This is a genomic window from Halanaerobium sp. ST460_2HS_T2 (assembly GCF_003337665.1).
Lineage (GTDB): Bacteria > Bacillota > Halanaerobiia > Halanaerobiales > Halanaerobiaceae > Halanaerobium > Halanaerobium kushneri.
Window position 1 is genome coordinate 1 of the sequence record NZ_QPJF01000011.1, and the last position, 16698, is coordinate 16698.

Genomic DNA, 16698 nt, shown 5'->3' on the forward strand with positions numbered 1-16698 from the left:
TGAAGAAAAGATAAATGACCTATTAGACTACTTTTTTGAGCTTCTTCCTGGTTATATCAAGAAATCATTAATGATTTCTAACGCCGAAAGTTGAGCTAATAAGTAACCTCAGTACTATTTGGGACTACCTGAATCCAGGTCTGTCCTCTGTTGAGCTCAATTTCTTCACCAGCAGTATTAAAATATGTTATTTGATTATCATTATTTTCCCAGCTGCCTTTAATTACAAGCCCGTCTCTAAACAATTTCATTTTGCCGCCAGATTTTAAATCAATATCCTGACGTCCTTCCCGGTCTTTAGTAGATGTCTTAACATACTGAACTATAATATTTTTGGCTTTTAACTGATCACCATTTTCTACAAGATGCGGATTATCTCTGCTATTTAAAAATCTTAAATAATTATTTTCCAGACTGTTATATTCATAAAGAACCTTATAAGGTCCCCAGTAATCAATACTTATATTTTCTGCCTCCTCAAAATCACTAACTACAGAGGCTGTTAAAAAATTAAACTGTTCTGGGTATTCTTTCTCAGCCAGATTGTCCAAATAGTTTTTCAGGGGTTCTTCACCTGAGTATAAATTATGTGGAGCACTTCTTTTACTGCTTCGCCAGAAATACTGGCTTTTATATAACTGATCCAGATGTAGAATATCGTTAACTGCCAGGATGGCAAATCCATCAGGACTGGCTCCAGCATGTAAAAATACGGCATCATATGATTGAGCTGTTTTAACCAGCGCTGGTCTGGCACTTCTAATCGGACCAATTTTTTCTGGTACCTCCGGCCAGAAAATCGCCAGAAATCTAGTAATCCCTCCCTCAAGCATGAACTCATAAACTAATTTAGCTTCATTTAACCCACTCTGGGGGCGGGCAGCTGGCGAGTTTTCAATTGAGACAGCTACAGCTCTTTTATAGTAATTTTTAGTAATCGGAAGCCCTGTAAAAGGCGAAACAGCATTATAATCATTCTCTGTTATCTGTTTTTCTTCCGGGGTCTGAGCTTCATATTCTTTTTCAATATTTTGGATTTCCTCTTTCAGGTCATCCTGACTTAAATTCCCCTGCTGTTTAATATCATCTTCTGTCTGCTGTGGTTGTTGTACTTTCTCTGAACTACAAGCTGTAAATAAAAGCAGTGCTGACAGCAGCAAAATTAGTAAAATATATAACTTCGACTTCATCTTCTCACCCCAAAAATTATTCATCATCTTCAATTTTTAATTCCTTTTCACTTATTAATTTAATTTTTCTAATTCTATTATCGATAATACTTTCAATAACAAATGTTACATCTTCCAGTTCCAGTTTTTCTCCCTGTACAGGCAGTCGATTTAAATAATATAAAACCAAACCACTTACTGTTTCGTAGTCATCACTTTCAGCCAGAGGCTCTTTTAAATAATTATTTAATTCTTCAATATCAACTCTGCCATCAAGCAGTAATTTATTGTCATCAATCACTTCAATATAACTTTTTTCTAAATCAAATTCATCCTGAATATCACCAACAATCTCTTCTAGTAAATCTTCAATAGTAATTAAACCGGATGTACCTCCATATTCGTCCACTACAATTGCCATATGTTCTTTTCTGTCTTTCATTTCTGATAATAATTGGTTAATTGGTTTCCCTTCTGGAATAAAATATATTGGTTTAACAAACTCCTTAATATCTACATCTTTCTTTGGCTCCAGCAGCAATTCCAGCAGGTCTTTAATATAAATTAGACCTACAATGTTGTCAATAGATTCTTCGAAGACTGGAATTCTGGAATGTCCTTTTTCAACACCCATTTTTATTAATTCTGTTAAATTAGCATTTTTTTCTATACAGACCATATCAATTCGTGGAATCATAATTTCTTTTACCAGAGTATCATCAAAATCGAAAACACTCTGAATCATCTCCTGTTCCGTTTCTTTGATTACACCTTCTCTCTGACTTACATCAACAAAACGTCTGATTTCTTCTTCACTTAAAAAAGCAGAAGAAATTAAGCTTTTATCTTTAACAAAAAGATTAACTATTTTAGTAAAAAGATAGATAAAAGGTGATAAGATGATTTCAAGATAATAAAGAGGAGCTGCAGCAACTTTGGCGTAATCAATAGATCTATTATTACCCATAGATTTAGGAGTGATTTCTCCAAAAACTAGGATTAATAAAGTTACTACACCCGTTGCAATCCCAACACCTTTACTCCCAAATAATTCAATAGAAAGTGCTGTCGCTATGGAGGAAGCAGCAATATTAACAAGATTATTACCGATCAAAATAGTTGTTAATAATTTAGTCTGATCCTGCAATAATTTATCTACTTTTGCTGCATGTTCATCTCCTCGTTGAACTTTTTCCTTAATTTTAATTCTATTGACAGACATAAATGCTGTCTCAGAACCTGAAAAAAAGGCAGATAAAAATATTAATATAAATAACGATCCTAATTCTAAATACATTATTAATTCCTCCACAGTCACCAAAATTATTATATACTAAAATAATAAAAGACTATAAATGTAATTATAATACCAAGTATTGCCCCCAACAAAATCTCCTTAAAGGAATGTGTACCAGCCTCCAGACGACTCTGTGCTGTTAAAAAAGCCAGAACAGAAGCTAAAGAAAGAGCAATTAAACTTTTGGTCAGAAACCAGATAATTAATACTGAAGAAGCCGCCAGAGCTGTATGCCCACTGATAATTCCTCCTTTAAGTGGGGTGCCACTACTGAAAATTGATTTAATAATAATAACCAGGATAAATATTAATGATAGGTTAATAAAAATTAAATGCAGTGGTTCATGGCGAATATTAAAAATAAGATTTAATGATAATTCCTGGGCTTTATTAAAAAAAACAAGGTAAGCAATAAACAAAGCATTTCCAGCCGCAATAACAACAGAAGCAGCACCTATATTTTTTGCAATCCGGGCTTTAAAACTATACTCCTGACTTATGATATCAATAATAACTTCTACAGCTGTATTTATTAACTCAGCAAAAATAACAAAAGAAATAGCAATTATTACAAGCCCCAGCTCTATTCTGCTCAAATCAAAGAAAAGACTAAAAGCCAGTACTAAAATTGCAGCTGTTAGATGAATCTGCATATTACGCTGAGTCCTTATGGCATGAATAAAACCTGCGATTGCATGATTAAAACTATCTATAGTTTTTAAAATCCACATTTATTACACCTAATCTCTGCTAATACCCAGCTGAGTTAAAACTCTCTCTTCTTTTTGGCGCATTTCTTTTTTCTCTTCTTTACTATGATGATCATAACCAAAAAGATGCAGCATCCCATGAACAGTTAAATAAGCAAGCTCTCTTTTCAAAGAGTGACCATACTCATCCGCCTGCTCAAGAGCTCTATTTGCTGAAATTATTATATCTCCCAACATCTCATCATCTATTGGAAAAGAAAGTACATCAGTAACTTCATTTTTATCTCTATAGTCATTATTTAAATCCTTAATTTGCTGGTTACTCACAAATGCAATACTTACTTCACCACCACTGTAACCTTCTAGTTCAGCAGCCGTTATAATAACTTCTTCTAAAAGTTTTAGCATCTCCTGGCTGATTTCAATTTCATCCTGTTGATCATTAAATTCTACATTAATCACTATTATTACCACCCTTCATTTCTTTCAAAAGTTTCTCTGGATACTCCACACGCTGGTGATAAATACCGGTTAGTACCTTAACAAAGCTTTTTACAATTGTATCTAAATCACTGAGGGTTAGATTAGATTGATCAAGCTGATTTTCTATTAATTTATCCTTGACAAGACCTCGTACAAAACCTTCAATTCGATCATGATTGTTTTTATTAAAGTTTTTAGATCTAATTGCCGCTTCTGTAATATCTGCCAGCATAATTATTGCTGCTTCCTTACTCTGAGGTTTAGGACCATCATAGCGAAAATCTTTCTTTTCAATATCATCATGTTTATTGTCCTGTAAAGCCTGCTGATAAAAATAAGAAATTAAATTTGTTCCATGATGCTGTTTAATTATATCAATTATTTTAGCAGGGAGTCCATTTTCTTCAGCCATTTCTACACCATCTTTAACATGGGACTTAATTATAAGTGCACTAAGATTAGGAGAAGTTTTATCATGAGGATTTTCTCCCCCAAATTGATTGTCCGAAAAAAAGTAGGGCCTTTTTAGTTTACCAATATCATGATAATAAGCAGCAGCTCGGGCTAATAATGAGTCTGCTCCCACATCCTCAGCAGCTGTTTCCGCCAAATTACCCACTATTACACTATGGTGATAAGTGCCAGGTGCTTCGACCAGCATTCTTTTTAAAATTGGCTGACTGGGATTAGATAATTCCAGTAATTTTACAGAACTTGTCATATCAAATAAATCTTCAAGATAAGGCAGTAAACCATTTGCAAGCACCCCAACTAAAAGACCATTGACAATTCCACCCCCAATTGACCAGATCAGATATGTCCAGTCCTGATTCTGCTGCAGCAGTGAAAGTCCTCCAATTAAAAATACCAGAATAAAACTAACATTTAAACCGGCTCTTATAATATCTCCTCTTTCTTTAACTTTAGTAACACTAAAAATACCAATTAAACCGGCCAGAAAGGAAGTAAGAACTATATTAAAATTCATATCATAAACCGGAGCAACTAATAAACTAATAAATAGAGTTGTAATTAAAGCCGTATCACTACTAATCAGAACTGTCAGCAGTATAGACGCCATTGCTGTAGGAACCATAAAATCAACAAATGGGTTCTGAAACAGAGTCATTATTTTAGCAAAGAAAACTACAATTAAAATTAACAGTTCAATTAATAAAAGCTTACTGTTATCCTGCCAGACTTTTTTCTGATATTTATAAAAATAAAAGCCAAGCAATAAAACTAGAATAAAACTAATAATAATTCTACCTGTTATATTATAATAATTAATTCCACCTTTTTGTAAACCCAGTCTTTCTAAAATATCAATGTCAGATTCAGTAACTACATCACCCTTACGAACAATGATTTCACCCTGTCTCACTGTTTTTTCTACAGCTTCGACTTCAGATATTGCTTCCTGCCTTCTGCTGGCAGTCGCCTCCTGATTCAAAAACATATTTGCAGCAATAACTGATTCTGTAACTTCAGCGAGAGCAAGTCGTTCTCTTCTGGAAATGTCCATTTCCATTGCACTCTGTCGGAGTTCTTCCCTGGCTGAAGCAAGATCAGATGGTAAAATTCTGCCTTCTAGTTTAGTCTCTAAAAGATCAAGAGCTCTATTTTTAATTCCCAATAATTTTTCATTATTAAGAGTTATTAAAACTGCTAGACTTTCGCGACTAAGATCATAATCAATTTCTCCCCTGACCAAATCAGCAATTTCAGTAATTTCTTCCTGACTAAATTTTTCGATTTCAGCTGCTGTGAGATTATTTTCTTTGTCAACTGCAGTCTGTTCACTATCAGCATTACTATTTTGAGCAGTACTTGCTTCATTAATAGTAATTTTATTATAGTAAAAAAACTCTCTTTTGTCATTGATAGCCTTAAATAAGTTATTTACTTTTTTTAATACATCTTCTTCTACAGTGCTGTCTTCTTCATATACTCGAGGTGCAGCATCTGCTGCCCGCTGTCTCAGCTCTGAAGTCCTATTTCTATCAATAAAAGTAATAGTTCTGGGCGCTGTAATATCACTCTGGCTTACCTGTCCAGATCTTAGATCAACCTGATTAGGAATCAAGTCCAGACTCAAAATCAGAACAACCAGAACAAAAAAGATCACTGCCCAGATGATTTTATAGGTATTTGTGGAAAAATCAAGATATTCTTTTCTCCAATTGCGGAGTCTGACTCTTAATTTTTTCATAAATTTCATTTTTAGTTCCCACTTTCATAACTTTCATATGCTTTTATGATTTCTTTAACCAGATCATGTCTGACTACATCGTGCCTGCTTAAATAAACAAAATCGATACCTTTAATATTCTTTAGTATTTTCTGAACAGTAGCCAGACCCGAACGCTTTTTACTTGGAAGATCAATCTGGGTTATATCACCTGTAATTACAGCTTTAGAGTTAAATCCAATTCTAGTTAAAAACATTTTCATTTGTTCTAAAGTTGTATTCTGAGCTTCATCCAAAATCACAAAAGAATCATCAAGAGTTCTTCCTCTCATATAGGCAAGAGGAGCCACCTCTATAATATCTTTTTCCTGATACAATTTAGCTTTTTCCGGTCCCAGAATATCATAAAGGGCATCATACAATGGTCTTAAATAGGGATCAACTTTTTCCTGCATATCCCCAGGTAAAAAACCCAAATTTTCGCCGGCTTCAATTGCAGGTCTGGTTAATACAATTCTATTTATTTCATTGTTTAAAAGACTTTTAACCGCCATGACCATTGCCAGATAAGTTTTCCCTGTACCAGCAGGACCAATAGCAAAGACAATATCTCTGTTTTTAATTGATTCTAAATACAGTTTCTGACCTACAGTTTTAGCCTTAATTTTTCTACCTTTATAATTTTCAAGTATAACTTCATCATAAATTCTATTTAAATCTACAGCCGGATTTCTTTTTAAAAGTTCAGCTGCATATTTAAGCTTCCTTGGTGAAAGTTCTTCATTTTTTTCTGTCAAGGAAATTAATTTTTTTATTATTTTTTCTGATTCTTTAAGTTTACCATTATTCTTTATTTTAATTTGATTACCTCTGCCATTCAATTTTAAAGATAATATCTCCTCTAAAAGTTTTAAATTCCGATCATTATGGCCGAAAAAATTCTGTGCAAGTTGATAATCATTTATTTCAATTATTTTTTCTTTTTGACTCAAATTATAACTCCTCCTTAATACTTTTACTTATTTATTATATCATATTTATTTCTTTAAACAAATTTAGCGAAAAAACTGCAGCCGGAGGGAGGCCACAGTTTTGAAGAAGATTTAGAATTAATCTCTCTTTAAAGCTTTTGGTTTAGATAAAATTTCATTATAAATCACAGCTTTTTCTACCTCATTATACCGGGCAAATATTTCACCCAGAGAGCTGTTTTTTTTCTTAAATCTTTTTTTCTTATGCATCTGCATCTGCTCTTTTGCACCTGTCTGACTTGATTTTTTATGAGAATTATTCTGCTTTAAATCAGTTTTTGACTTTCTCATAATCTTTTCTTTATTCTCAGCTAATGATTGCTTTTCAGCCTCTGCAATTCTAGTCTTTACTTGATCCTGATCATAGCCTTGCTCAACCTGACTGCTGCTTTTTTTTGTTTCCTGATCAGCATTTTTAATTGTCAGATCAAAGTTTTTACTAATAAAACCAAAGACTTTTTTAAATAAAGAAAAAATCTGAAAGATAATAAAAAAGAATATTATTAATGAAGGAAGCACAAAAATAAGATCTCCCAAGTTTCTTCACCTCCAGCATTGACGACATTTTAAAAATTAGTTACCATTCTGATTTTCATTTTCATTTTCCGAGGCTTCGGAAATACTTGTTCTCATTTTTGTATCAGACTCTACATTTTTCATTTTCATATAGTCCATTACTCCCATATTACCTTTTTTAAGTGCTTCGGACATTGCCAGCGGTACTTCTGCCTCTGCCTCTACAACCTTAGCTCTCATTTCCTGAACTCTAGCTTTCATCTCCTGTTCTTCAGCTACAGCCATCGCTCTTCGCTCTTCGGCTTTTGCCTGAGCTATTTCCTTATCAGCTTCCGCCTGATCAGTTTGCAGCTGAGCACCAATATTCTTACCAACATCAACATCAGCAATATCAATAGATAAAATCTCAAAAGCAGTTCCCGAATCAAGTCCTTTATCTAAAACAGTCTTAGATATCGAATCAGGGTTTTCAAGTACTTTTTTATGTGATTCTGCAGAACCTACTGTAGTAACAATCCCCTCTCCAACTCTTGCCAGAACAGTTTCTTCACCAGCTCCACCTACAAGACGATCGATATTTGCTCTTACTGTTACCCTTGCCGTGGCCATCACCTGTATTCCATCCATTGCCACAGCTGTAACAACTGGTGTCTGAATAACCTTTGGATTAACACTCATCTTTACAGCTTCTAAAACATCTCTTCCTGCTAAATCAATTGCTGCAGCTCTTTCAAAAGTAAGATCAATCTCCGCTCTCTGAGCAGCAATCAAAGCATCAACCACCCGATCCACATTACCTCCGGCCAGATAGTGCGCTTCTAGCTGATCACTACTTAACCCTTTGCCCGCCTTATGAGACTTAATCATCGGGCCAACAATTGAAGAAGGAACAACCCTTCTTAAGCGCATCCCAATTAAATTAAAAAAGCCAACCTTAACTCCAGCAGCAGTTGCTGAAATCCACAAACCAATCGGTATAAAATAAAAAAATAAAACAAAAAATAATATTAAAGCAACTAAAATTAAAATTGAAAAAATCTCCATTATTTATTCCCCCTCTGATATTTCCCTGACAACAACTCTTGAACCAGAAACAGAAATCACCTTTACTTTTTTACCTTTTTCTATAAAAGCTCCTTCACTGACAGCATCAACTCTTTTCCCAGCAATCACTATTGTACCAGCAGGACGTAACTTAGAAAGTGTTTTAGCTTCCTGATTCAAATAATCTGTTTTTGAACTTGAAGAATAATAGTTTTCAGAATTACTTTCTAAAGAAATTCGCTTCCAAAAACGGCTACTACCAAACTTTTTAAACATTAAAACTGCTATTACCAGAGTAACTAAAATCACTGCCAATAAAACATTAATTGCAATTGTCGTATTGGGAAAAATAAAAAACAAACTAACTATAACTGCTGCAATTCCAGTTATACCAGCAATTCCAAAGCCAGGAATAATAAAAATTTCTGCCAAAATCAATATGATTCCAATGATAAATAAGATTACAATCCCGGTTCCTATTGATCCAGTAAAAATATGGCTCGCAAAAAAGACTAATAAAGCAAGTATCCCTATAGTACCTCCAAGAGCAAAACCAGGAGTCAGAGCCTCAAAAATCAAAGCAGAAAAAGCAATAATTAAAACCAGTGAACTGATATACGGGCCGCTGATAATACCCATAATAACTTCCAGAGTAGTCTTTTCGACAGTTTTAATATCACTTAAATTAACTTTCTTAATCACTGCAACATCAGCCAAAGTAGAAGCACTAAAATCTGCAATCTGATATTTAAGGGCTTCAGCTGCCGTTAGAGTTAAAAGTTTATCTTTTTCTATCAAATCATTAATTTCAATTGAAGAATCAACCATTGCTTCAGCAATTTGAGGATTTTTATTTCTTCTTTCTGCTGTAGCTGCAAATTCTTTCCTTAAAGCAGAAATATACTTTTCTTCTTTAGGCCTTGTTTCGGCAGCTCCAATACTTGCAGAAGGAGAAATAAACATTTCCTCACCCGCAAGAGCAATCAGGGCAGCAGCAGACCAGGCTCTTCCACTGACAAAGGTAACTACTTCTCTATCCGATTCTAAAATTCGATCTCTAATTTTAAGGGCAGGGTCCACATAGCCACCAAGAGAATTGATTTCTATAATTATAAATTCTGCCCTCTCTTTTTCAGCCGCAGTCAAATTTTTATTAATAAAAGCATATTCGGCATTATTAATTTCACCATCAATTTTTAGGTGGATTACTTCCGCTTCGACTGCAATCGTATAGAAACTAAAAATCAACAATAAGATTAAAAAAAATATAATTTTTCTTTTCATCTGCTGACCTCCCTTAAAGAGGGATAAAGAGGGGAATTACCCCTCTATAAAAAATTCAACTTTTTAATTAGCTGCTTAATTTTTCTTTTACTTTTGCACTAACCAGAGAGCCGTCAGCTTTTCCCTTAATCCTGGGCATAATGGCTCCCATAACTTTTCCCATATCAGACATGTTTTCAGCACCAGTTTCTGCAATAACTTCTTCTACAAGTTGATCAATTTCCTCTTCTGACATCTGCTCAGGCAAATATTCCTGCAGTATTTCAATTTCCTGATGTAATTTTTTTATAACATCTTCTTTTCCCGATTTTTCAAAATCAGAAAGAGAATCTTTAATCTGCTTTACCTGCTTTGCAATCACAGCAGTTACACCCTGGTCATCTAATTCTTCGCCTGTTTCAATTTCTTTATTTTTAATCTCAGAACGAGTCATTCTAATAACTGAAAGTCTGGCTTTATCTTTTTTCTTCATTGCCTTTTTCATATCTTCTAATAATTGTTCTTTTAATTCACTCATTTTAACATCTCCAATCTTATTACATAAAACGTATTTGATAACTTATTATAAACCAGTATTTCCTAACATTATCTTCTTTAACCAGGAGGCCACTGCAGAGTACGTCCACCTAACAGATGAAAATGAATATGAAAAACGGTCTGACCACCATCATCACCACAGTTACTTACAAGTCTATAACCTGAATCAGCTATCCCTTTTTCAGCTGCCATTTTTTTAGCTACCTGATATACATGACCAATTAACTCGTTTTCACTTTCTTCTAAATTATTTAAATCAGCAATATGCTTTTTAGGAACAATTAATAAGTGAACAGGTGCCTGAGGATTAATATCTTCAAAAACTACCAATTTATCATCTTCATAAACAAAATCAGTATCCATTTTACCTGCAGAAATTTTACAAAATAAACAGTCTGTCAAAACAACCCCTCCTTTAATCTTCACTTAAACAATAAACTTTAGCCAATAATCTTATCAAAACCCTGACTATTAACTATATTCTCTTAAAAGAAGAATATTCCTGCTAATCTATTATTTTTCCCAAAATATGATAAGAATCAAAAGTTTCTGCCAGTTTCACTTCAACAAGTTCATTTTTAAGTTTATCAGGTCCATCAACTAAAACTTTTAGATAATTATCAGTATAACCAGTTAGTAAATTGGTTTGATGATCTCTGACCTCTTCAATTAAAACTTCTTTTTTTTCTCCCAGGAATTTTTTTTGATAATCAAGCATTAAAGCCTCATTAACAACTCTCAACTCTTTACTGTATTCTGTTACAAGATTTCCATTTAACTGCTCCATCTCCGCTGCAGGTGTACCTTCTCTAGCTGAATAAGGAAAAACATGGACTTTAGCAAATCCGATCTCTTTTACTAGATCTAAAGTTTCTTTAAAAGTTGTCTCAGTTTCCCCGGGGAATCCAACAATCACATCTGTAGTTATTGCTAGATTAGGAATGCGTTTCCTGAGTTCAGCTACAGTTTCCTTAAATTCTTTAACTGAATAAGGTCTCTTCATAGCCTTTAAAATTTTGTCACTGCCACTCTGCAGGGGTAAATGTAAATGAGGACAGAAAATATCTTCTTTAGAAATCAAGTCCATCATTCCGCTATCAATCTCTGTACCTTCAATTGAACTTAACCGTACCCTTTGAAGTTCATCGATTTCAGTCAAAATCTGCATTAATTCGGTTAAAGCCTGAGAATTCCCTTTTTCACTACCATAAGCCCCCAGGTGAGTACCGGTTAAAATGATTTCTTTTACTCCTTGCTCAGTTAATTTTTTAACTTCTGCTACAATATCTTCTTTTTTTCGACTGCGGACTGGACCTCTAGCATAGGGGATTATACAATAACTGCAAAATTGATTACAGCCATCTTCAATCTTAACATTGGCTCTGGTAGTATTAGAAAGACGTTTTAAGTTTAAATCTTCATAATCTCTGAGCTGCTTATATTCTTTAACTTTAGTATCAACATCTCTACCGGCCAGCATTTCTTCAGTTTTATCCAAAATTTTTGCTTTGTTATTACTGCCCATCACCAGATCAATCTCTTCTATTTCGCTGACCTCATCTGGAAACGCCTGAGTATAGCAGCCAACAATCGCTACTAAACTACCAGGAGAGCGCCTTTTAGCCCGACGAGCGATCTGTCTTGTTTTACGAGCGGCCTCATTGGTTACCGTACAACTGTTAACTATATAAACATCTGCTTCTTCTGAAAAATCTACAATCTGATAACCGCTGTCTAAAAATATATCTATTACAGCTTCTGTTTCATACTGATTCACTTTACAACCTAAGGTATAAAAAGCTGCTTTTTTAATCATTTTTTAATCACCAAGTTCACCTTTCTCATATAAAATTGCTGTTAAAGCAGCAATACCTGCAGTTTCTGTTCTTAAAATTCTTGGACCCAGGCTGATAATTTCTGCTTCCAGTTCAGTTTTGAATTTCTCAACTTCTGACTCAGAAAAACCTCCCTCAGGACCAATAATCAGCAAAATATTGGCATCCCGCTTAACATTATTATCTTTAAAAAATTTTTTAATAGAATAACTGTTTTCATCTTCCCATAAAACTAAAACATAATCAAATTTTTTCTTTAAGTCTTTAAGATTATCCGAACTACAAAAATCTTTGATTTCTGGAATCACAGATCTTCCTGACTGTTTTGCTGCTGCTTCAACAACTCGCTGCCAGCGGCTCTGTTTTTTATCTTTTTTCTTATGATTATATTTTACTATAGTTCTTTTGCTTTCTAAAGGGATTAAACCGGCAAAACCAATTTCTGTTGCTTTTTCGACTATTAAATCCATTTTGCTCTTTTTGGGTAAGCCCTGAGCCAGCCAGACCTTAATTTCGGTTTCAACTTTTGATTTTTCTTTAGTTAAAACCTCAAGTTCTGCCCCATCATCATTAAAATTAATTATTTCTGCTTTCATATCAAAACCATTACCATCAGAAAGAATAACCCTGTCACCTATATTTAGGCGCAGGGAATTTTTTAGATGGTTATAGTCATTTCCAGAAATAATTACTTTTCTTTCAATTTCAGTACTCTGATCTATAAAAAATCTATGCATTTTTTTCACTCCATTATTGGAATTTAAATATTAATTGCATCTTTTATTTTTTTTAAGAAGCTTTTATGCTCCGGATTTATTTCTTCACCACTAATTTCTGCAAATTCGGCCAGCAATTCCTTCTGTTTAGCATCTAAATCTTTTGGAATCATAACTTTAACCTTAATATACTGATCACCACGACCATAACCATTAAGATGCTGAATACCCTTGTTTTTGAGTCTAAAAGTTGTGCCCGGCTGTGTTCCCTCAGGAATATCAAACTGAACCTTTCCCTCTAAAGTAGGTACTTTAATTTTATCACCCAGGGAAGCCTGAACAAAGCTTATTGGAACCTCACAGTAAAGGTCATCTCCTTTACGATCAAAGATTTTGTGGTCCTGAACATCGATTACAATATATAAATCACCTGCAGGCCCACCTTTTTCTCCCGCCTGTCCTTCTCCAGACATTCTAAGTCTGGTTCCTGTATCAACACCAGCTGGAATATTAACAGTTAATTTGCGCTGTTTACGCACCTTACCTGAGCCATTACATTTATGACAGGCTTCTTCAACTATTTTACCATCTCCACCACATTTGGGACAGACTCTACTCTGAGTAAACTGACCAAAAGGAGTTTGTTGACTGCTGCGCACCTGCCCCTGCCCATTACATTCCGGACAGGTTTTCACATCTGTTCCCGGTTCAGCACCACTGCCATTACAGCGATCACACTCTTCCTCCCGGGGGATTCTAATTTCCTTTTTGCCACCAAAAGCAGCTTCTTCAAACTTGATTTCAAGTCTGTACTGCAAATCAGCTCCGCGGCGAGGGCCATTACGTCTGCGACCTCCCATACCACCGCCAAAACCAAACATGTTAAATAGATCATCAAGTCCACCAAAACCACCCTGAGCAAAGTCGTCAAAATTAAAGTCCTGATCATTAATTCCCGAATGTCCGTATTGATCATAACGTGCTCTTTTATCCGGATCACTTAAGATTTCATAGGCCTCAGAAATTTCCTTAAACTTATCTGAGGTATCTTTATCCTGATTCATATCAGGATGATATTTTTTGGCCAGCTTACGATAAGCTCGCTTAATTTCTTTTTGATCGGCATCCCGGTCAACACCGAGCAGCTCGTAATAATCTTTTTTTGCCATTTTAGAATCACCTCTCTAAAAAAGAAAGAGAAAACAGTTATAGGGAGAGGCCTACTCTCCCTAAACTGAAACATCTTTCCCCTTACTCACTAATAATAATTATTGTGGGTTTTTAAACTATCTGATTTATTTTTCTTCGTCTTCTTCTACTTCTTCAAAGTCTACATCTACTGTATTATCGTCAGCTTCGGACTGTGACTGTGGACCTGCCTGGCCTGCACCAGCTTGAGCACCGGCACCAGCAGCTCCTGCTCCAGCTTGAGCTCCCTCTGCTTGAGAGTATAATTCAGAACTTAATTCTGTCAGTTCATCAGTTAAAGCTTCCATTTTTTCTTTGATCTCTTCAGTTTCAGCATCTTCATTATCTAATACATCTTTAAGCTCGTCTTTAGCTGCCTCAACCTTCTCCTTAATAGCAGAATCAACTTTATCTCCTGCTTCATCTAAAGTCTTTTCTGTTTGATGGACTAAAGCATCAGCTTCATTGCGAGTTTCTATCTTTTCTACTCGTTTTTTATCTTCTTCAGCATGTTCTTCAGCATCTTTTACCATTTCGTCAATTTCTTCGTCAGATAAACCACTTGTTGACTTAATAGTGATCTTCTGCTCATTACCTGTTCCCTTATCTTTAGCAGCTACATGCACAATACCGTTTTTGTCAATATCAAACTCTACTTCAATCTGAGGCACTCCGCGTGGTGCAGGTGGAATATCTGTTAACTGGAAACGTCCCAGAGTTTTATTATCTTTAGCCATCTTTCTTTCTCCCTGCAGAACATGAATATCCACACTTGACTGGTTATCAGTCGCTGTAGAGAAAATCTTCGACTTTGAAGTAGGAATGGTAGTATTTCTGTCGATTAATTTAGTAAATACCCCACCCAATGTTTCAATACCTAAAGATAGAGGGGTAACATCAAGAAGTACTACATCATCAACATCACCGGCTAAAATACCACCCTGAATTGCAGCACCAACAGCTACAACTTCATCAGGATTAATACCTTTATGAGCATCTTTACCGATTAATTCCTTAACCGCTTCCTGAACAGCAGGAATTCGGGTAGATCCACCAACTAAGATAACTTCATCTATATCAGATTTATCCATACCAGCATCTTTTAAAGCTTTACGAGCTGGTTCCATTGTCTGCTCAACTAAATCACTAATTAAACTCTCAAACTTAGCTCTTGTTAAATCAATATCTAAATGTTCAGGGCCTTCATCAGTCTGAGTAATAAATGGCAGATTAATATTGGTCTGTTTTACACTTGAAAGTTCAATTTTTGCTTTCTCAGCAGCATCCTTTAAACGCTGTAATGCCATCTTATCTTTCTTTAAATCAATTCCAGTTCTATTTTGAAATTCCTCTGCCAGATAATCAATAATTCTCTGATCAAAGTCATCTCCACCAAGATGGTTATTACCATTAGTTGCAATAACTTCGAAAACTCCATCTCCGATATCAAGAATTGAAACATCAAAGGTACCTCCACCAAGGTCATAAACTAAGATAGTTTCTTCTCCCTTGTCATCAAGACCATAAGCTAAGGAAGCCGCTGTAGGCTCATTAATAATTCTTTCTACTTTTAGGCCAGCAATTTTACCGGCATCTTTTGTTGCCTGGCGTTGAGCATCACTAAAATAAGCCGGAACTGTAATTACAGCTTCTTCTACTTCTTCACCTAAATACTCTTCAGCATCTCTTTTTAATTTCTGTAAGATCATCGCAGAAATCTGCTGAGGATTATATTCTTCCTCATTCAGTGTTACTTTATAATCAGATCCCATGTGTCTTTTGATGGAAGCTACTGTCTGATCAGGATTAGTTACCGCCTGACGCTTAGCATGCTCACCAACAATTCTTTCCCCTTTTTTAGAATATGCTACTACAGAAGGAGTAGTTCGAGCACCTTCCTTATTTGGAATAACGGTTGGTTCTCCACCTTCCATTACTGCTACACAGGAATTAGTTGTTCCTAAGTCAATACCAATTACTTTACCCATTTTATATTCCTCCTTATAAAATTGTTGTCCAAATTTTTTAAACAAAGTTTAAATTAAAACAAAATTTATTAAAAAGTTAAAACTTTATTTTATCCGGCTACTTTAACCATCGCCGGTCTAATAACTCTATCATCAAGGGTGAACCCTTTTTGAACTACCTCAACAACTGTCCCTTCTTCAAACTCTTCACTTTCAACTCTCATAATTGCTTCATGGTACTCAGGATTAAATTCTTCACCTTTAGCTAAAATTTCTTCAATACCCTGATCAGCAAAAGTTTTTAAAAGCTGATTATAGATCATCTCGACCCCTTTATAAAAATCACTTTCACTCTCTTCTGATTTTAAAGCCCGCTCAAAATTATCAATAACAGGCAGCAGACTTGCACATAGTTTGATTTTACCACGCGCAGACATCTCAGCTTTTTCGCGCTGACTTCTCTTGCGATAGTTCACAAAATCAGCCTGCAAGCGCTGTAATCTGCTCAGTAAATCATCTATTTCAGCATCCATTTCTTCAATTTTTTTATTCTTCTCTTTTACTTCTTCAATTAATTCTTCCCGGGAAAGTTCTATTTGGATCCCGTCAAGTTCTTCAAATTCTTCAGTTTTGCTTTTTTCATTTTCTTCTGCCTGAACAGTTTCTTCAGTATCCTGTTCTTTGTTTTCTTCTTTTAATTCATTATTTTCTTTTTCTCTGTTCATAATTA

General features: G+C 34.9%; 16 protein-coding genes. All 16 read right to left on the reverse strand.

The window, feature by feature from the left end; all coding sequences use genetic code 11:
* Positions 1 to 95: 95 nt before the first annotated feature.
* The 16 genes from DFR80_RS06540 to grpE all read right to left on the reverse strand — a co-directional run bounded on the left by DFR80_RS06540 (position 96) and on the right by grpE (position 16693).
* Entirely contained in the window at positions 96 to 1190 is a 1095-nt protein-coding gene (locus DFR80_RS06540; protein WP_076544620.1) for a DUF3048 domain-containing protein, read from the reverse strand.
* A gap of 16 nt (positions 1191 to 1206) precedes the next feature.
* Positions 1207 to 2466, reverse strand: coding sequence for a hemolysin family protein (locus tag DFR80_RS06545; protein WP_076544575.1), 1260 nt, complete (start codon positions 2464 to 2466; stop codon positions 1207 to 1209).
* A 29-nt stretch (positions 2467 to 2495) separates the two neighbouring features.
* The gene (locus DFR80_RS06550) at positions 2496 to 3197 is read right to left on the reverse strand and encodes a diacylglycerol kinase (protein ID WP_076544574.1); all 702 of its coding nucleotides are present in this window, start codon (positions 3195 to 3197) and stop codon (positions 2496 to 2498) included.
* 9 nt (positions 3198 to 3206) lie between these two features.
* Entirely contained in the window at positions 3207 to 3638 is a 432-nt protein-coding gene (ybeY, locus tag DFR80_RS06555) for an rRNA maturation RNase YbeY (protein ID WP_076544573.1), read from the reverse strand.
* Complete coding sequence (locus DFR80_RS06560; protein WP_233493753.1) at positions 3631 to 5871, reverse strand: HD family phosphohydrolase; 2241 nt, start codon at positions 5869 to 5871, stop codon at positions 3631 to 3633. Before DFR80_RS06560 ends, ybeY begins: the two co-directional genes overlap by 8 nt.
* 11 nt (positions 5872 to 5882) lie before the next feature.
* Positions 5883 to 6842 (reverse strand): PhoH family protein, encoded by a 960-nt coding sequence (locus tag DFR80_RS06565; RefSeq protein ID WP_114489519.1) that lies wholly within the window; start codon positions 6840 to 6842, stop codon positions 5883 to 5885.
* 117 nt (positions 6843 to 6959) lie between these two features.
* Positions 6960 to 7418 (reverse strand): hypothetical protein, encoded by a 459-nt coding sequence (locus DFR80_RS06570; protein ID WP_114489520.1) that lies wholly within the window; start codon positions 7416 to 7418, stop codon positions 6960 to 6962.
* A 36-nt stretch (positions 7419 to 7454) separates the two neighbouring features.
* Positions 7455 to 8441 carry a flotillin-like protein FloA gene (gene floA / locus DFR80_RS06575; protein WP_076544569.1) on the reverse strand — a complete coding sequence of 329 codons (987 nt, stop codon included), beginning with the start codon at positions 8439 to 8441 and terminating at the stop codon, positions 7455 to 7457.
* Between the two features lie 3 nt (positions 8442 to 8444).
* Positions 8445 to 9725 carry a nodulation protein NfeD gene (locus DFR80_RS06580; RefSeq protein WP_076544568.1) on the reverse strand — a complete coding sequence of 427 codons (1281 nt, stop codon included), beginning with the start codon at positions 9723 to 9725 and terminating at the stop codon, positions 8445 to 8447.
* Positions 9726 to 9792: 67 nt separating this feature from the next.
* Positions 9793 to 10242, reverse strand: a complete 450-nt coding sequence (locus tag DFR80_RS06585; RefSeq protein WP_076544567.1) for a GatB/YqeY domain-containing protein — start codon at positions 10240 to 10242, stop codon at positions 9793 to 9795.
* 77 nt (positions 10243 to 10319) lie between these two features.
* Positions 10320 to 10664, reverse strand: a complete 345-nt coding sequence (locus DFR80_RS06590) for a histidine triad nucleotide-binding protein (protein WP_076544566.1) — start codon at positions 10662 to 10664, stop codon at positions 10320 to 10322.
* 103 nt (positions 10665 to 10767) lie between these two features.
* Positions 10768 to 12078 (reverse strand): tRNA (N(6)-L-threonylcarbamoyladenosine(37)-C(2))-methylthiotransferase MtaB, encoded by a 1311-nt coding sequence (gene mtaB / locus DFR80_RS06595; protein WP_114489521.1) that lies wholly within the window; start codon positions 12076 to 12078, stop codon positions 10768 to 10770.
* A gap of 3 nt (positions 12079 to 12081) precedes the next feature.
* Positions 12082 to 12834 carry a 16S rRNA (uracil(1498)-N(3))-methyltransferase gene (locus tag DFR80_RS06600; RefSeq protein ID WP_114489522.1) on the reverse strand — a complete coding sequence of 251 codons (753 nt, stop codon included), beginning with the start codon at positions 12832 to 12834 and terminating at the stop codon, positions 12082 to 12084.
* A 23-nt stretch (positions 12835 to 12857) separates the two neighbouring features.
* Entirely contained in the window at positions 12858 to 13982 is a 1125-nt protein-coding gene (dnaJ, locus tag DFR80_RS06605; protein ID WP_114489523.1) for a molecular chaperone DnaJ, read from the reverse strand.
* 126 nt (positions 13983 to 14108) lie between these two features.
* On the reverse strand, positions 14109 to 15989 hold the full coding sequence (gene dnaK, locus DFR80_RS06610) for a molecular chaperone DnaK (protein WP_114489524.1): 1881 nt from the start codon (positions 15987 to 15989) through the stop codon (positions 14109 to 14111).
* A gap of 89 nt (positions 15990 to 16078) precedes the next feature.
* Entirely contained in the window at positions 16079 to 16693 is a 615-nt protein-coding gene (grpE, locus tag DFR80_RS06615) for a nucleotide exchange factor GrpE (RefSeq protein ID WP_076544561.1), read from the reverse strand.
* Positions 16694 to 16698 lie beyond the last annotated feature (5 nt).

Coding starts and splice junctions, on each gene's coding strand:
- DFR80_RS06580 (WP_076544568.1), bottom strand. CDS start 9,725: ATGAAAAGAAAAATTATATTTTTTTTAATCTTATTGTTGATTTTTAGT.
- DFR80_RS06550 (WP_076544574.1), bottom strand. CDS start 3,197: ATGTGGATTTTAAAAACTATAGATAGTTTTAATCATGCAATCGCAGGT.
- dnaK (WP_114489524.1), bottom strand. CDS start 15,989: ATGGGTAAAGTAATTGGTATTGACTTAGGAACAACTAATTCCTGTGTA.
- DFR80_RS06540 (WP_076544620.1), bottom strand. CDS start 1,190: ATGAAGTCGAAGTTATATATTTTACTAATTTTGCTGCTGTCAGCACTG.
- floA (WP_076544569.1), bottom strand. CDS start 8,441: ATGGAGATTTTTTCAATTTTAATTTTAGTTGCTTTAATATTATTTTTT.
- grpE (WP_076544561.1), bottom strand. CDS start 16,693: ATGAACAGAGAAAAAGAAAATAATGAATTAAAAGAAGAAAACAAAGAA.
- DFR80_RS06560 (WP_233493753.1), bottom strand. CDS start 5,871: ATGAAAAAATTAAGAGTCAGACTCCGCAATTGGAGAAAAGAATATCTT.
- DFR80_RS06600 (WP_114489522.1), bottom strand. CDS start 12,834: ATGCATAGATTTTTTATAGATCAGAGTACTGAAATTGAAAGAAAAGTA.
- mtaB (WP_114489521.1), bottom strand. CDS start 12,078: ATGATTAAAAAAGCAGCTTTTTATACCTTAGGTTGTAAAGTGAATCAG.
- DFR80_RS06585 (WP_076544567.1), bottom strand. CDS start 10,242: ATGAGTGAATTAAAAGAACAATTATTAGAAGATATGAAAAAGGCAATG.
- DFR80_RS06545 (WP_076544575.1), bottom strand. CDS start 2,466: ATGTATTTAGAATTAGGATCGTTATTTATATTAATATTTTTATCTGCC.
- dnaJ (WP_114489523.1), bottom strand. CDS start 13,982: ATGGCAAAAAAAGATTATTACGAGCTGCTCGGTGTTGACCGGGATGCC.